This window comes from Vasconcelosia minhoensis LEGE 07310, assembly GCF_015207255.1.
Lineage (GTDB): Bacteria > Cyanobacteriota > Cyanobacteriia > Phormidesmidales > Phormidesmidaceae > Vasconcelosia > Vasconcelosia minhoensis.
Map to the genome: position 1 here is coordinate 1 of NZ_JADEXG010000045.1, position 17,035 is coordinate 17,035.

Below are 17,035 nucleotides of genomic sequence, written 5' to 3' on the forward strand. Positions count from 1 at the left end.
GGCAGGGGATAGAGACAGCCTAATTCAGCGCCGCCGCAGCAAACTAGCGGTCAAAACACAATTCGTAGCAGTAATAAGACAATTTGTAACTCGATTAGGCATCAAAAATGGGGGTTTGGACCATAGGGCTCAAAGCTTGCAGCTCACAAAATATATGGCATATAAAAAATAATATTGCCTATTTAATAGGCGGGGATATTGAGCTGAATAACTGCCTAGAATGGATTGAAAATCTTCTTCACATCGTCGGCTGAAACATTCGTTTAAGTTTGTGTCGAAAGGTAAACGAAAGGTAAACGAAGGATTCGGTTGAGATTTATGAGGGATTGTTTTTTTCTATGAATAATATCTAATTAGGCTAGTCTCATCGGCGGGTTATCCCTTTATATGGGAAGGAGGCCTGTGTAATAGCCGTTTGTAGCGCATCTGGGACTTAATTTTTCATGCAACACTGACAAATAATTAGAAAAGTCAGGCATTCGCTGTTGGGAATCGCGCTCTCATGACGGCTTCTAGGCACCTCGCGATCGCGCATCCGCGTTGCCGGGGTCTTATTCAACGTTAGAAACACCAATGGTTCCCTGCTCTTTAGACCGAACGATTTGTGAGTCAATCCCGCGCCGTTATTCTGATTGCCGAAGATGACGATAGAGTCCGCGATACGCTGGAGCGGAGCCTGGCGGCTGCGGGCTTTGCAGTGATTACGGCGGCTGATGGGCAGGAGGCGCTGAAGCGCTTTCAGCAGGCAGAGATTGTCGATCTAATTATTTTAGATATTTTGATGCCGCGGCTGGACGGGTTTCAGGTCTGTCAGCTGCTGCGGCAGGTTTCAGACGTGCCGATTATCATGGCGACGGTGCTCAATAGCGCCTCCGACCGAGTGACCGGGCTGGAGCTTGGGGCTAACGACTATGTCGTCAAGCCCTATTCCACCAAAGAGCTGATCGCACGGATTCGCTCGATTCTGCGGCGGATGCCCCGCCGCGGTTCGATTGCTCCAGCCGCCAGCTTCGAGCGGCCCAATATGATTGAAGTAGGTCCGCTCACCCTCGATAGCGTCACCCGTAAGCTATATCGGGGCAGCCGCTATATTCGCCTGACCGAGGTCGAGTTTCGGCTATTGGAGCTGCTGGTTGGCGAACCTGGGCATATTTTTTCGCGGTCTGAGATTCTCCAGCGAATTTGGGGCTACGAAGCGAACAGCTTGGTCGATACGAAAACCGTCGATGTGCATATCTCGCGGCTGCGGGTGAAGCTGAAGGACGATACCCAGAGCCCGCAGTTCATCGTCACTATTCGGGGGCGGGGCTACATGTTTTTAGTTCAGCGGTAGGAATTTGGAGGTCAATAATATTCTGTTTTTTAGGGCAGGTTTGAAACCTGCTGCTACTTTTCGGTGGCGATCGCGCCCACCGTCCCCCGCACCGCCCGCAGATAGTCCGCCGTCGCCAGCAGGATCATCGTCCCTCGGATGCCAGCGGAGACGGCAATCCGCTCGTAAACCTCGGCCCACTCATCGACATAGACCGGATAGTCCTTCTTGCAGGCCAAGGCCGTCACACCGCCACGAATATAGCCGGTCAGGGGCTGCAATTCTTTCAGCGCGACGGTCTCCATTTTGCGATCGCCTGCCAGCTGGGCCAGCGCTTTCAGGTCGAGCTGGGCATTGCCGGGAATCACCGCCAGGCATACGCCGGTGCGATCGCCCCGAGTGACTAGGGTCTTGAACACCTGGTCGCTCGGCAGCTGGAGCTTAGTGGCAACGCTTTCGGCGGCTAAATTCTGCGGATCAACCTCGTAGGTCAGCAGTTCGTAGGCCAGGCCTAAGCGATCAAGCCTGCGGACGGCATTGGTTTTTGTCGGCATCGGGCTGGCGGGTTCGGCGTCAGCCAATATTTTACTCTACCACTTCCGAGCAGTATCGGTTACGCCCGTCGGCTTTGGCCTGGTAGAGCCCTTCATCAGCGATGGCGATTAGCGCTTCAGGAGAGATATCAAAGGGAGGTGTGATGGCAGCGATCCCCAGGCTCAGCGTAACTTGCTGAAGCGGAGATTGAGCGTGGGGCACTTGCAGCTGCTCAACGGTTTGCTGAATTTCGCTAGCGACCTGCTCGGCCCCCTGATGAGTGGTGTTGGGCAGAATGATGGCAAACTCCTCGCCGCCGTAGCGAGCGACTAGGTCAGTGGGCCGCTTCACCGCCTGGCAAATCGACTGAGCCACTTCTTTCAGGCAAACGTCGCCCGCCTGGTGGCCGTAGGTATCGTTGTAGTTTTTGAAATAGTCGATATCGCAGATTATCAGCGCCAGCGGCGTTTGCTGACGCTGACTACCCTGCCAAGACTGCTGTAGATAGTCGTCGAAGGCGCGGCGGTTGGGAACCTGGGTGAGGCCGTCCAGACGGGCCAGGCGTTCTAGCTCGCCGTTCATCTGATGAAGGGACTCCTCGGCCTGTTTGAGATCGGTGATATCGGTAGCGGTGCCAAAAAGCTGACTGGGACGACCGTCGGTATCGCGCTGGAAGATAGTTTCACGGATGAGCAGCCATCGCCATTGGCCCTGGTGGTGGCGCAGCCGGTATTCGCCCTCGACGACTCTGCTATCTTTGGTTTGCTTGAGCTGACGGCGCTGCGACAGCATGTCCTGCCGATCGTCGGGGTGGACCAGTTCCTCAAACTTATGTTTTTCAGAAAGCTTCATCATCTCGTCCGGCTGATAGCCCAACACCTGCTCTAGCCAGCGACTGATGAAAACGATATGCCCGTCTTTGCAGTCGAGCACGTAGAGAATATTGGTACTGGCGTCAATGATGCCTTGGATTAGCCGCTGGCTTTCATGCCAGGCCTGCTCGACCTGTTCCCGCTCGATCGTCTCCCGCTTGAGCTGTAGCTTCTGTCGGTTCAGGTCTAGACGCTGGGCCGCTTCCTGGGTCATCAGTTGCATATGGGCCAGGCTAGCGCCAACGTAGCTGGAAATCGTCTGCAGCTTGGTGAACTTGGCTGGATCCTGGCGATCGCTGAAATGCACCGTAATGCACCCGTTGGCCACACCCTGGTAGACCGTTCGTACCGCAATGAAATTACCCATAGCGCTAGCCAGCAGCGACGGTAGCAATAGCGACTGGCCATCACAGACCGCTTGCAGATCGACTTCAGGCCAGCAGGCTGGGAGAGCTGCGCCGAGTCGCGGATGACTGGCCAGCGAGTCATCATCTGAATCGCCATATTCAGCCATCAGTTGCCAGGCCGGGTCGTCGGGCTGAGCAGACCAAATCGCGCAGCGGTTAGCATCCAGGGCCTTACCTAAACAGGCCGCGATCTCAGTTAGGGCAGCGGTCTGACTGGTCGCATCGCCCAGCGCCTGGGCAATTTTTGGGTACAGGTCATCCTGCTGAAATAGCGGCTGAGCGACCGCCTCAGACCGGTTCTGCTGGGCCTCTAGCGCCAGCGAAAGCAGCGCCCCTACCGACCAGACAAACGCCTGATCGGCCGTTGACCAAGCCCGGGCCGTACCGACTTGCTCGCACCAAATCGCGCCAACGGTCTGATTATTCCGGCGGATCGGTACCGCTAGCAGCGCGCTCACCTGATGGGGCAGCAGCCAGCCCCGATAGAACTTAGGCAAATGAGTTGACTGCCAGCCCTTAGAAATAGCGACGCCTGTGCCAGCCGTCAGCGTTGCGAAATAGTCAGGATAGCTGGCAACGGCAAGCGACTGGCCGGCAAAATGGCGTTTTTGGCCGAGGGAGTAGGTATCTAATTGCTGAAACCGGTCGCCCGCTGCGTTGAGCAGCCAGATACTGAAGCGCTCAACAGCAAGCGCCTCGCCGGCAACTTGGGTCACCGTGCTAGCGGCAGCCGCCAAATCGCCACTATAAATGGCCGGGCATTGGGCTAAAACCAGCAGTCCATGCTGTTTCCGCTCTGCAGCTGACTGGGCAGAGGCCGAAGTCACAGATTGCTGAGGAAAAATTTGCATTTTAGAAACTAAAAAACGAATACGCTCGATTCAAGCGTAGATTTATGGTGCCCATTGATACAGAACGAACCGATACCCATTAATGAAGTTGCGATGTTTATTGACCTGCTATATATAAACCTAATGACCTGCCGCTCACCTGCCAGCGCGCTTTACCGCTGTCGCTATCGCTAAATCAATACAGTAGTTTCTAACCTGCTGTCCAAATATTTTGGGGTATAAAAGATAATCAGTCGCTGTACCCCCGTTTTCGGATGAATCAGATCATAGCGACTAGCGCTACGAAAAAAAGCCGCTACGACTAGTCGTAGCGGCTTTTGAATCTGAGCTTTTAGGACCCGATGGCTAGACGGCTAGTCCACCGCCGACCCCGGCGGCAATCGCAGAAATCAGCGCCGTCGCAAACAGCCACCAGGCTGCTGCCTCTGCCGCTCTTTGAGTTTCTTCGACCTGGCGCTGGGCTTGCAGCTTCAGATCGTTGAGCCGCGCCTGGAGCTGATACTCCAGCCGCTCGGCCCGGCGCAAAACGCTGTCTCGAGCGCTTTCCACCTGACCGACGACCTGCTCAGCATCGGCCTGGGAAATCCGGTCGTTGGAGCTGATAATCGCAATCAGCGTATTGCGATCAAACTGGCTAAGGCGATCGCGCAGGGCATCAAAACCGGCCTGGGGATCGTCAAACAGCGTCCGCACATCGCGGCTAACGCCTTCATAGTTGAGCTCGGGTCGGTCGAGGGAATTGAGATAGCGGCGAATCCGAGCGAAGATGCTGTCGATCATCGCCTCAATCCGCAGCTGAATCTGGCGGACCTGGGCCACAAACTGGTCGCGCACCGACAGCACCTGGTCAACGGTTTGGGCAGCTTCGGCCTCGGTCATATCCTCACGCTGGGCCAGCAGGGCAATCATCGTGCTGCGATCCATCCGCGAGAGCCGCTCACCAATGCGCTCGGCGCCCAGCCGGGGGTCGTCGAGCAGCACCTGGAGATCGCGCTTGATGCCCTCGGGGTTGAGCTCGGCTTTATCGGTACTGCGCAGGTAGTCCTCCAGGGCCGACTCAAACGACATCACCTGAGCCTGAGCCCGGCGGGCCAGCCGACGCGGCGTTTGTAAGACGGTTTGAATACCGTCGAGCAGCTGATCGATGGTTTGATTGATCTCGGCCTCGGTGAGGTCGTCACGCTGGTTGAGCAGCTGCACTAGGGTATCGCGATCCATCCGGGCCAGCCGGGCGCGAACTGCCTTGGCGCCGACCTGGGGATTTTCCACCAGGGTTTGCAGGTCGCGCTTAATACCTTCGGGGTTGAGCTCACTCTTGCCGGTACTGCGGAGGTAGTCTGCGATCGCGCTCGAAGCCTCGTTATACTTCGCCTGAGCCTGGGCCGTCATCGCCTGAGGCGCCCCTCGGAGGCTGTACCAGTTAGACTCTACGTGATCGATGATCTGATTGACCTCTTGCTCGGAAAGGTCGTTGCGCTGGCTCAAGAGCTGCACTAGGGTATCGCGGTTAAACCGGGTAACCCGCCAGCGAATTCGGCGAATGCCTGCCTCGGGCTCGTGCATCAGCGTTTTCAGGTCGCGCTCGATGCCCTCAGGGCTCAGCTCTGCTTTGTTGGTACTGCGCAGATAGTCCTGTAGCTGCTGCCACTGCTGGTCGGCCCGGACCGTCGCCGACTGCTGTAACCCTTCTGAATCGGCGGCAACCTTGTCTAGAATTTGCTGATATTTATCACTGAGCTGAATCGCTTCATCGGGATTGATATCGGCGCGGGCCACCAGCAGCTGCTGAATCAGCGCGGGCGTCACTTTAGCAAACCTGGCTCTGAGCTCACCGGCATCGGCATGGTCATCTTCTGCGATCGCGCTGAAGGCCTGCTCGCCCATATCGGTATAGAGTTCTTCCTTCGGCGTCAGCTGGAAAAAGATTTCCGTTTCTCGCAGCAGTTGCTTTTCAGCCTGAATATTCTGAGCTGCGATCACCTCGCGCAGCAGCTGCTGACGCACGACGTCTAACCGTAGGGAAATGCTGCGCAGCTCGGTCTGGGTGAACAGACCCCGAGACTTGAGAATATCGGCAAAATAAGCCCGGTTGACCTGTTCTAGCTCCTGCCGTAGGAGGTAGGGATCGGCCTGGGGGTCGAACAGCACCATCCGAAACTCGTCTTCTAGACGGGTACCGCGCATCTGCCAGGCGTAGGTATTGAGCAGATAGTTTTCAATATCGGCCTTGAAAATACTCGCATCGGGCTGATCACCCAGCTGAGCTGACAGGCTATCGGCCTGGGAAACGACCTGACTCCGAGCTTCCCTGATCTTGCCGATGATCTTTTCCACATCGAAGTCGGACAGATCTACCCTACCCATCGCGACTGCGCTAAGCATACTAAAGACTTGGGACATCATGGCCGCATTGTTGTTACCAGAGCCGCTGCTTTGCCGCCGCTGTTGGCGCAGCTCGTCGATCAGCTGGCCCAGACGGTCATCGGTGCTCTGAGACAGCAGCCGGTCGGGCGTAGCTGACTGAATGTAGTCGCGCAGCTCCCCCAGCAGGCCCTTGCGCGACGACCCCAGGTTGCGCTGCCAGCGCTTATAGAGCCGATCGGCCACCCGGTTAATATCCCGCTTAGATAGGTCGGTACGACTGCTGACCAGATCGACAAAGGCCTGCCGGTCAATCCGACTGAGCGATTCCATATCTTCAATGTCGCTGAAATCCGACCCCCTTAGCAGCCGGTCAAATTCGGCCTCAACTCGGTCGGCATCGAACTCAGGCGTCGGCAAACTGCCCAAATAGTCTTGCAGCTTGTATTGCAGGTCCTCAACGTCAATCGTCGAGGTAAGCTCCCGGCGCACAGCAGCGGCGGCCGCTTCGGCGGTTGACACAATCTGATTGCTCGCCGTTTTTGCCGTCAGGGCTGCGGTTGCGGTGCCCACCAGGGACTGAAAGCTCGAAGTGGCCGTCTTAACTACGGAGCCGATCATCGAGCCAACCGTGGTCGAGCTGACCCAAACCAGTAGCGTAAAATAGGTCCCCCAGATCACTAAGCCGGTAATCACGCCGAGCAGGGGGCTATTGTAAAGGCTCAGCTTAACCGCTAAGAAACAGGCTACAAACAGCGCTAGACTAACCACAATCAGCGTCGAGATGCCGAATGCAATACTGATCGTGCGGATGGGGTTGCCGCTGCTGCTATCGTCGCTGCTGGACTTTTTAGAACTGCTGGAACCTGAATGGGCCACAACCGAAACGCCCGCCGCCACTAAAAAGTTGGTCAGCAGCAGCTGAAAACCAAACGCCAGGACAATGCCTGACAGCAAGGCAGTGTAGAACTGGGGACCGGAAAAGATAAACGCGTTATCTCTTAGCTCTTCAGGATCGGGAACCCCGAGCTGAGCCAGCCACAAGCCGGCATCTGCGAGGTTCAGCGATACCGAGTCAAGGGGTGTCATGAAAATATCCTCTGGAAAAATTACAACTTACTGCGCCTACTGATGTCTATCGGTCGATGCGAAGGCCCAAAGCTGAGACCAGCAGTAAACCGTAAGCATAGCTTTGAGCCAGGCTCATCGTCGCAGGCAATACTCGGCGGCATCTCTTGCCTAAACTTAAGTCTAAAGTTTAATAAGACTCGTCAGTAGCCTCATCAAATCTCGTTATGAATAGGCTGTCATCTTTCTGGGGTAGTAGGCTGATTCTGCGGGCGCGCAGGTAGGCATCCAACTTAGCTAATTAGGCCTGAGCGTAGGGCTCTCACAGCAGCCTGAGTGCGATCGTTGGCACCGAGCTTGTTGAGTATATTACGAACGTGGGTCTTGACCGTTCCGACTGTCACGTAGAGCCGCTCAGCGATCTGAGCATTGCTACAGCCAGAGACGATCAGCTCTAGAATCTCTAGCTCACGCTCGGTCAGCGGGTAGGCTTCAATAATCTGCTCATACTCAGGATCGACGGCGCGAATTTCGACCGTGCGATCGCTAATCACCATCCCCGCCCCTACCGGCTGCTTAACCTGGGTCAGGACAATACTCGCGATCGCGGGATCAATCCAGGAATGCCCGTCGTGAGTCTCCTGGACCGCGTGCACCAGGTCTTCGGTGTCGATTTCCTTAGTGCAGTAGGAATCGGCCCCAGCGGCAAAAGCCGCAAGCACGGCCTTTTCATTGTCATGCATCGTCAGCATGAGAATCCGAGTGGTCGATTCGGGTTCCTGACCCTCGCGGAACTGGCGGATCAGCTCAATCCCATCGATATCCGGCAGGCCAATGTCAACGATGGCAACGTCTGGTGTCGTCTCGTTGAGCAGCTTCAGACCCTGAGCCCCGTTGGCTGCTTCGCCCACGAACACCAGCCCAGCCTGCTGGAGCGCCGCTCGGAGTCCCATCCGGGTCAGGTCGTGATCTTCAATCAGTGCAACGCGTATTTCGCTCATATATCTCGGGTCCTGCGGGTCGAAAAACATCTCGGATTGAGATACTTCAATAGATAGATTGTAAGCCACTTAGCATAAATACATTGGGAGATGGCTGTAAAATAAGCATCTATCCTTCGACATAGAGTCTAGCTAGGGCAGTATCCTCAAGTTAAGCTAGCCCGCTCAAGACCGCCGCTTCGAAAATTCGAAATATTTAGTACCCGACCAAAATTTGGCCTGTCATTTGCAGATGTCTAACCTACCCAGCCTATCCAGGTTTCATCCAGATTTTGAGTCGCTGGCCCAGCTGTCGCGGGATCTGCTCTGGGTCTTTGACGCCGCTGGCCGCTGCCGCTGGGTGAGCCCGTCGGTGCAGGCTATCCTGGGCTACCCGCCCGCCGACTGCCTAGAGCGACCGCTGACGCAGTGGGTTCATCCTGAAGATGTCGCGGCCAGCCAGCAGCAGCTGGAAATCGCGCTGACCCAAGGGCGCAGCGTGAGCTTTGAGAACCGCTGTCGCTGCCGAGAGGGGCGTTGGCAAACGCTGATGTGGACGATATCACCCGTCCATCAAGAAGAGTGCCATTGGCTGTACTGCCTGGCCCAGCCGTTGCTCTCTGCGCCAGCCGACCGAGCGCAGGTAGAAGCGGCCCAGACCGATATCTCGATGTACGTCAGCGCGATTCACAATATTCCGGTCGGCATTTACATTTGGCGGCTGGACGACTTAGCAGACGTGCGCAGCTTTCGACTGATAGCCACGAACCGAGCCGCGACACAGGCCACCGGCGTGGCGATGGAGGGCCTGCTCAATCGCGCTATGGCTGAGACGTTTCCCAAGCTGTTTGAGACCGACATTCCTCTGGCCTATGCTGACGTCGTCAGGACCGGTACCAGACGCAACCTGGGCGAAATGACCTATGCCGATCAGCGGGTTCAGCCCAGTATCTTTGCCGTTCAAGCGTTTCCCCTGCCGAATCAGTGCGTTGGGGTCGCCTTTGAGAACATTACTGACCGCAAGCGGGATGAGCAGCTGCGACGGCAGGGTGAGGAACAGCTGCGGATTATCTTTCAGGAGGCCGGGGTTGGAATGGCCCGAGTTGCGATTAGCGGTCGCTGGATCCAGGTCAATCAGAAGCTCTGTCAGCTGTTAGGCTATCAGGACACAGAGCTGTGTCAGCTGACCTTTGACCACATTATCCATCCTGACGACCATGCCCTCGATCAGGCTTACTACCAGCAGCTGCTAGCGCAGCCAAACGGCCTGACCCAAGAAAAACGCTGCCTGCGTAAGGACGGCTCGACCGTCTGGGTAGAGCTGACGGGCTCGCTGGTGAAGGATGACCAGGGGCAGCCCGGCTATTTCATTGCCGTTATCTCTGATGTGACCCAGCGCAAGCAGTCTGAGCTCAAGCTGCAACGGCAAAAAGACGAGCTGATGCAGATCAACCGCCGACTGGCCCACACGACTGCCACGCTGGAGCGGCGCAATCAGGAGCTAGATCAGTTCGCCTACGTCGCCTCCCACGACCTGAAGGCTCCCCTGCGCGCGATCGCAAACCTGGCTGCCTGGATCGAAGAAGACCTGACTGACACCCTACCGGCGGAGAATAAGCGCCAGCTCGACCTGCTGCAGGGCCGCATTCATCGGATGGAAGGGCTGATCGACGGGCTGCTGCGCTACTCCCGGGTCGGGCGCGAGCGGCAGCCGGTTGAAACGGTCCCGGTCGCGGCGCTGCTGGCCGAGGTGATTGACTCGCTCGCTCCGCCGGCTGGTGTAACCGTAGCAATAGTGACGCCAATGCCCACGCTACAGACCCAGCGGCTACCGCTGCGGCAGGTGTTTGCCAACCTGATCAGCAATGCCATCAAGCATCGCGATCGCCCTGAGGGGCGGGTGCAGATTGCCGCAGTGGAGCAGGATGACTGGTATGAGTTCTCGGTCACCGATGATGGTCCGGGCATTGCGGCAGCCTACCACAGCAAAATTTTCACCATTTTCCAGACGCTGATCGCCCGCGATAAGTCTGACCATACGGGCATTGGGCTCTCAATTGTCAAGAAAAGCGTAGAGGCTGAGGGGGGAGAAATTACGGTCGAGTCCGCGGAGGGTGAAGGGGCCACCTTTCGATTTACCTGGCCAAAGCAGTCAGCTTAAGCGAGATAAAGTGAAAGGCCGCTGCCATGAGTTTGTAATTACGAATTTTTTTCAATAAGTTCTCTCCAAGGGTAGAGGTTTGCTATCAGGACAGTTCTGCCTAGCAGATGATTGGGGTATCGCAGCAGTTGAGCTACTATCTTAATACTTGATATAAGTGTTGCTGCTTTGATCGGGCCCAGCTTGGCAGCAGCAATTTTTAACTCCCAAAGCTGCTCCATGGCAGCGCTAAGCCGACTGATACCGTTTTCTTGCTCTGCGCCACCCACTGAGGGGTAAATGCACAGGAGAAAATTGGTTTGAGCCCCGGTGAATAAATGAGGAATTCAGAACAATGGCTGAGAAGTTGATAAACGTTTTGCTGGTTGACGATGACGAAGTCGATGTGATGAATGTAGAGCGGGCGTTTCGGAAAAATCGAATTCAGAACCCGCTGTATGTTGCTGGCAATGGGCTAGAAGCGCTGACCATGCTACGAGGATACGGCGGTAACCCGCCAGCCGTTCCTAATCAGCGTCGGCTGATCCTCCTCGATCTGAACATGCCCAAGATGAACGGGATCGAATTCCTTAAGGCGCTGCGTCAGGATCCGGAACTACAGACAATCCCAGTGATTGTATTAACAACGTCCGATCAAGAGCAGGACAGAATCAAAGCTTACAATTTCAATGTTGCCGGATATATTCTCAAGCCGGTGACCTTTGCTAAGTTTGCCGATGTCGTATCGGCTTTGAACCAGTATTGGACGCTCTGTGAAATGCTTTAGAGCTCCATCTGACTGATAATTTATGGATGATTCTTTAGCGCTCCTGATCATAGACGACGATGAAGTTGATCGGATGGCGGTTCATCGAGTCTTAGACAAAACCGAGCTGACCTTTTCGCTAGCTGAAGCCACTAGCGCTGAGGTCGCTTTAGAGCTAACCCTAGATCAGTTTGACTGTATTCTTTTGGACTATCGCCTGCCTGACCAGGATGGGCTAGCGCTGGTCAAGCGGCTGCGCGATACCGGCAGCAAAGTGCCGCTGATCGTCCTGACCGGCCACGGGGATGAGCAAATTGCCGTCGAGCTGATGAAGGCTGGGGCCTCGGACTATCTTTCCAAATCCAAACTGTCGCCCGAGATCTTGCAGCACATGGTGCTCAATGCCATTCTGGTTTATCGGGCCGACCAGCTGGTGCACCGGGCCGACCAGCGAGTGGCCCTAGCGAATCAGCGGCTGCGGGAAAACAATGAGCTGCTGAAGCGTCAAAACCGAGAGCTAGAGCAGCAGCGGCAGCAGATCCAGCGGCAAAACCTCCAGCTGATTGAGGTCTCGCGCCTCAAAACAGAATTCTTGGCAACCATGTCCCACGAATTGAGAACGCCGTTAAATGCAATTATTGGGTTTTCGCAAATTTTGATGCGGCAGACCAAGGGACAGCTCAGCGACTACCAGCAAGATATGGTCGGTCGGATACTCATGAATGGCAAAAATCTGCTAGCCCTAATCAACGATGTTCTCGACCTATCCAAGATTGAGGCGGGTCGGCTAGACCTGAAACTGGAAGCGTTTAACCTCGAACAGCTGATTGCAGCAACCGTTAAGGAGCTGCAGACCCTAGCGGATCAGAAAAAGCTGGCTTTAGAAGTCAAGATTCGGCTCCAGGATCCGACCGTGCTCAACGACGCCCGGCGGCTGCGCCAGGTATTGACCAATCTGCTCTCTAACGCGATTAAGTTTACCGATCAGGGGTCTGTTTACATTAAAGCAGAGGATATTTCTCCAGACCGGATTGTAATTTGGGTTAAAGATACCGGCGTAGGAATTGCCCCTGAGCACCTCAGCGCTATCTTCGATGCTTTTCACCAAGCCGATCAGACGGTGACTCGCCGGCATGGAGGAACAGGCTTAGGGCTGTCAATTACTGACTTGCTGCTGAAGATGATGCAGGGCACTATCCGCGTTAGTAGCAAAGTCAACCAAGGAACGACCTTTCGGGTAGAGCTACCGCGGCGGGTGACGGTTGAGCCCAATCCAGTGGAGGAGGAAGGTCTCGCGAGCCCAGCTGAGCCGGTCAGGCCTGCCGTAATTTGAGGCCCTGCCGTAATTTGGGGGATAGTGGCGGCTATGTCCTTCGGCAGACGATTTTAACCGTCTCTCTTAACTACAGTCGTTGCAGGCAGTCCCGCTCAGCTGTAGGAATCATTTTTTTGAAAACTGCTTTTTTTACTCAACTTTAGCAATTCCTGTAGAAATGTGTCCCTTTGTTAGAAATGATTGCTGACCGGTCTATCCAAAAATTTAATATTCTTGCCGTTGACGATGCACCAGATAATTTATTTTTGCTCGAGTCAATTTTGGATGATCATGATGGGTACCAGCTGAACTGCGTCGAGAACGGCAGAGAAGCGCTGAGTAAAATTCACCAGTCGCCTCCGGATCTGGTTTTGCTCGACGTGATGATGCCTGAGCTAGACGGCTATGAAGTCACCCGCCGCGTCCGGCAGGATCAGTCCCTACCCTACATTCCGATTCTGCTGATTACGGCCCATGACGAGTCCAGCGTCGTCGAGGGGCTCGATGCTGGCGCCGACGACTTTATCCGTAAGCCCGTAGAGGTGAACGAGCTGCTGGCGCGGGTGCGATCGCTGCTGCGGCTAAAGCGCAGTATCGACGAGCGCGAAAATATGATGCGGCAGCGGGATGATTTTGTCGCTCGGCTCACCCACGACCTGCGAACGCCGCTGGTGGCGGCCAACCGGGTGCTCCAGCTTTGCCTGCAAGGGGTATTTGGTAAGGTCCCAGATGAAATGCAGGAGGTGCTAGGCAACGTCATCACCAATAACCAAAACCTCCTACAGATGGCCAATACGCTACTCGAAGTCTACCGCCACGAAGCCGGGCAGAAGTCGCTGTCAATGTCCAGGCTTTCGCTCTATGAGGTCGCCCAGGAGGTCGTTCAAGAGCTAAAGGCTCTGGCTAGTGAGAAGGGGCTAGCGCTGACTTTGGTCGTAGCGGGTAAAGACGATAGCCAACTGAGCGACGAAGACCAGGCGAAGCTGGCTAAGACCTACCAGATGCAGGGCGATCGGCTGGAGCTGAGGCGGCTGACGACCAACCTAGTGGGCAACGCAATCAAGTTTACTGATCAGGGCCATATTACCGTTCGGTTGAGCACCGAGAGCCCGCTGCGGACAGCGATCGAGAACCCGTTTGAGGTCGCCAGCCGCTGGCTGCGGCTAGAAGTCGAAGATACGGGGCCGGGTATCTCTCAAGAAGACATCGCTGAAATTTTTGGCTGGTTTCGCCAGGGCGATCACATGCGCGCCGGCAGCGGGCTGGGGCTACATCTTTCCCGCCGGATTGCCGAAATGCACAAAGGCAACCTGAATGCGACGTCGCAGCAGGGGGAGGGGAGCACCTTCACCCTACGGCTACCGGTTTTGCGCTAATGCCTTTTCGCCAAGGAGGGGCACCTCATGGGTCACTTAAACGCTGATTTTGACTATGACCTACTGGTGCTGGGTGCCGGCTCAGGGGGACTGGCAGCAGCCCAGCGAGCCGTTCAGATGGGCGCCAAAGTCGCGATCGCAGAGCGCGATGCCGTTGGCGGCACCTGCGTCAACCGCGGCTGCATTCCTAAAAAGCTGATGGTCTACGCTGCCAACTTTGTCCACCAGCAGCAAACGGCAGCGGCCTACGGCTGGGTCAATCCCAAGGGCCTGTTGGACTGGCCTAACCTTAGGCAGCTGCTGCAAACGCGCGTGGAGCAGCTGCAAAAAGCCCAGGCGGAAAAACTTAAGAAAGCCGGAATTGACCTGCTGCGAGCTGACGCAACCTTCATTGACGCGCATCGGGTTGCTCTGGGAGAGCAAATTGTTTCCGCTGCCAAGCTGATTATCGCGGTAGGTTCACAGCCGATCCTACCTGACCTACCGGGCATCGAGCAGGCCCTGACCTCACGCCAGATGTTTTCCCTAGAGGCGCTACCCCGGCGGCTCATGATTGTCGGTGGCGGCTATATCGGCGCTGAGTTTGGCCATATCTGCCATGCCCTGGGCAGCGAGGTGACCCTAGCCGATAGCTCAGAGGCGATTCTCCCCGGCTTTGACTTTGACCTGCGGCAGCGGCTCCAGCAGCACCTCCAGCAGCAGGGCATTCAGATATTGACTGAGACCCCACTGAAGGGCATCCAGTCAGAGCGCGGCGGCTATCGGGTTCAGGTATCGGGCCGTGAGCCGTTGGTCGCCGATGCCGTCCTCTGCGCGGTGGGACGCAAGCCGGCTTTAGACGGACTCGACTTGGACGCGGCGGGGGTTGAGACAGCGGCAGGCGCGATCGCGGTCGGCACTCACTATCAGACTTCTCAGCCCCATATCTGTGCGGTCGGGGACTGTATCGACCGACTGCCGCTGACGCCGGTAGCCAAAGCCGAAGGTCGGGCCGCAGCCGATTGGCTATTCGACCAGCTCCCCCACCCGGTGGACTACGACTGGGTCCCTTCCGCCGTTTTCACCTATCCCCAGGCCGCGGCCATCGGCCTGACCGAAAGCGCCGCTCGCCAGCAGCGGGACGATATTCGCTGCAGCTATGCCCGCTTTCAGCCGCTGCACTACAGCCCGCTAGAGTCTAGCTTTGAGGCGCTGATTAAGGTCGTCGTTGACCAAACGACAGAGCGCGTCGTCGGCGTCCATATCGTCGCCCCTCGCGCCGCCGAAATGGTGCAAATGCTGGCCCCGGCGCTCCGTCAGGGGCTGACCCAGGCCGAGCTCAGCCATCCGATTGGGATTCATCCCACACTGGGCGAAGAGCTGTTCAATATCTCCACTTAGCTCTCTGCTTCCACAACAGCCTCATGACTGATACTAGCCAGCCCTTTGTCTACGCCCCTGCCCCCCTCCAGCGCTACTTTGAGGCGTTTAACAGCGGCCAGTTTCAAACCGCTGCGACCCTTTTTTCTCCGCAGGGAGAGCTCTGTCCACCCTTTGAATCGGCGATCGTTGGTCCAGAGCAGATCGCCGACTATTTGCAGCGGGAAGCTAAAGAAATGCAGGCGTTGCCGCAGCTGTGGGAGCCGGAGCAGCCGGAGCAGCCGCATACGGTACGAGGTACCGTGCAGACGACGGTGTTTAAGGTGAACGTAGCCTGGCTGTTTTGGCTGAATGCGGAAGGCCAGATCGATCGCCTGCAGATTCGCCTGCTCGCCGCGCTGCAAGAGCTGCTCAATCTACGCCAATAAGCTCCTAACTGGACGCCGACCAGGACTTTTTTTGAGATTTCTCTTTCTTTGGAAAGAGTCCGGTCGGGCTGAGTTGCCTAACAATGTAAAGCAAATGTATTGATTTTCATTTAAGCGGTTTAATTTAAGCGAACTTCATAATCGGTTTAAGCCTCTGCCCCTCCAAGACCGCCCCCTTCCAGCCGGTCAGTCTAGCGCTAGAGCAGCCAGCATTTCTCTCATCTTTTCTCAAGATTATCCTTTCCTCGCAATAGCGTAGTAGTTATGGCATCCGCATCCGCTTCCACCGATCTGGTCAGAACCTATCTCAAGGAAATTGGCCGAGTTCCCCTACTGACCCACGAGCAGGAGATCGTCTACGGTAAGTCAACCCAGGCGATGATGCAGCTGCAAACGCTGCAAGCAGACCTCGCGGGCCAGCTCGACCGCGCGCCTAGCCTCAATGAATGGGCCACAGCTGCCGGTCTTTCAACAGCTGATCTGCAGGCGACCTTAGATCGGGGCGAACAGGCCAAAAGTAAGATGATCGAGGCCAATCTGAGGCTAGTTGTCTCGATTGCGAAAAAATACATCAAGCGCAACGTCGAGCTGCTAGACCTAATTCAGGAAGGTACCCTGGGGCTAAACCGGGGCGTCGAAAAATTCGACCCGGCTAAGGGCTATCGCTTTTCGACCTATGCTTACTGGTGGATCCGTCAGGCAATTACCCGGGCCATTGCGGAGAAGAGCCGCACCGTGCGCCTGCCGATTCATATTAATGAGAAGCTGAACAAAATTAAGAAAGTGCAGCGTCAGCTCTCCCAGCAGCTGGCCCGCTCTGCCACAATGTCAGAAATTGCTGCCGAACTCGACCTGACGGCTGAGCAGGTGCGCGAATATCTGCTCCAGGCCAGACAGCCCCTGTCGCTGGATCTGCGCTTGGGAGACAACCAGGACACCGAGCTGGGCGACCTGCTCGAAGACGATAAGCCTTCACCCGATGACTATGCCGTCAGCAATGCCCTGCGAGATGACCTCAATTTGATGATGGACGATCTGACTCCTCAGCAGCGCGAGGTGATTTCCCTGCGCTATGGGCTAACCGACGGTAAGCGCCTGACGCTGGCTAAGATTGGGGCTCGTCTCAGCATTAGTCGTGAGCGCGTCCGCCAGATTGAGCGCGAGGCTTTACGTCGGATGCGTCAGCAGCGCGGAGCCGTCCGAGATTACTTAACGGTCTGAGTTTAGCTGAAATTTCGATATTCGATAATAGAAGCCGGACGGGTC

The 17,035-nt window shown here is 56.1% G+C and carries 12 protein-coding genes; 8 read left to right on the forward strand and 4 right to left on the reverse strand.

The features are described 5' to 3' along the window. Nucleotides 1–604: 604 nt before the first annotated feature. Nucleotides 605–1,333 (forward strand): response regulator, encoded by a 729-nt coding sequence (locus tag IQ241_RS17135; protein WP_193909465.1) that lies wholly within the window; start codon nt 605–607, stop codon nt 1,331–1,333. A 53-nt stretch (nt 1,334–1,386) separates the two neighbouring features. Here the strand turns inward: IQ241_RS17135 and ybaK are convergent, their stop codons facing one another. From ybaK to IQ241_RS17155, 4 genes are all read right to left on the reverse strand, one after another. Continuing rightward, a complete protein-coding gene (gene ybaK, locus IQ241_RS17140; protein WP_193909475.1) occupies nt 1,387–1,866 on the reverse strand; it encodes a Cys-tRNA(Pro) deacylase in 480 nt (159 codons plus the stop codon). 31 nt (nt 1,867–1,897) lie between these two features. Continuing rightward, nucleotides 1,898–3,976, reverse strand: a complete 2,079-nt coding sequence (locus IQ241_RS17145) for a sensor domain-containing diguanylate cyclase (RefSeq protein WP_193909485.1) — start codon at nt 3,974–3,976, stop codon at nt 1,898–1,900. A 345-nt stretch (nt 3,977–4,321) separates the two neighbouring features. After that, nucleotides 4,322–7,426: an MFS transporter gene (locus IQ241_RS17150; RefSeq protein WP_193909487.1), complete on the reverse strand. Its 3,105-nt coding sequence runs from the start codon at nt 7,424–7,426 to the stop codon at nt 4,322–4,324. Nucleotides 7,427–7,698: 272 nt separating this feature from the next. Next, entirely contained in the window at nt 7,699–8,406 is a 708-nt protein-coding gene (locus IQ241_RS17155) for a response regulator (protein ID WP_193909489.1), read from the reverse strand. Nucleotides 8,407–8,638: 232 nt separating this feature from the next. On the opposite strand from IQ241_RS17155, the gene IQ241_RS17160 reads away from it, so the two are divergent. From IQ241_RS17160 to IQ241_RS17190, 7 genes are all read left to right on the forward strand, one after another. After that, a complete protein-coding gene (locus IQ241_RS17160) occupies nt 8,639–10,546 on the forward strand; it encodes a PAS domain S-box protein (RefSeq protein ID WP_193909491.1) in 1,908 nt (635 codons plus the stop codon). 334 nt (nt 10,547–10,880) lie between these two features. After that, nucleotides 10,881–11,312 carry a response regulator gene (locus IQ241_RS17165; RefSeq protein WP_193909493.1) on the forward strand — a complete coding sequence of 144 codons (432 nt, stop codon included), beginning with the start codon at nt 10,881–10,883 and terminating at the stop codon, nt 11,310–11,312. Between the two features lie 22 nt (nt 11,313–11,334). Beyond that, the gene (locus IQ241_RS17170) at nt 11,335–12,624 is read left to right on the forward strand and encodes a hybrid sensor histidine kinase/response regulator (RefSeq protein WP_193909495.1); all 1,290 of its coding nucleotides are present in this window, start codon (nt 11,335–11,337) and stop codon (nt 12,622–12,624) included. Nucleotides 12,625–12,803: 179 nt separating this feature from the next. After that, on the forward strand, nt 12,804–13,982 hold the full coding sequence (locus IQ241_RS17175; protein WP_193909570.1) for an ATP-binding response regulator: 1,179 nt from the start codon (nt 12,804–12,806) through the stop codon (nt 13,980–13,982). Nucleotides 13,983–14,009: 27 nt separating this feature from the next. Then, nucleotides 14,010–15,362, forward strand: coding sequence for a dihydrolipoyl dehydrogenase family protein (locus tag IQ241_RS17180; RefSeq protein WP_193909497.1), 1,353 nt, complete (start codon nt 14,010–14,012; stop codon nt 15,360–15,362). Nucleotides 15,363–15,385: 23 nt separating this feature from the next. Further along, the gene (locus tag IQ241_RS17185; protein ID WP_193909499.1) at nt 15,386–15,769 is read left to right on the forward strand and encodes a nuclear transport factor 2-like protein; all 384 of its coding nucleotides are present in this window, start codon (nt 15,386–15,388) and stop codon (nt 15,767–15,769) included. 264 nt (nt 15,770–16,033) lie between these two features. Further along, nucleotides 16,034–16,990: an RNA polymerase sigma factor, RpoD/SigA family gene (locus IQ241_RS17190; protein WP_193909502.1), complete on the forward strand. Its 957-nt coding sequence runs from the start codon at nt 16,034–16,036 to the stop codon at nt 16,988–16,990. Nucleotides 16,991–17,035 lie beyond the last annotated feature (45 nt).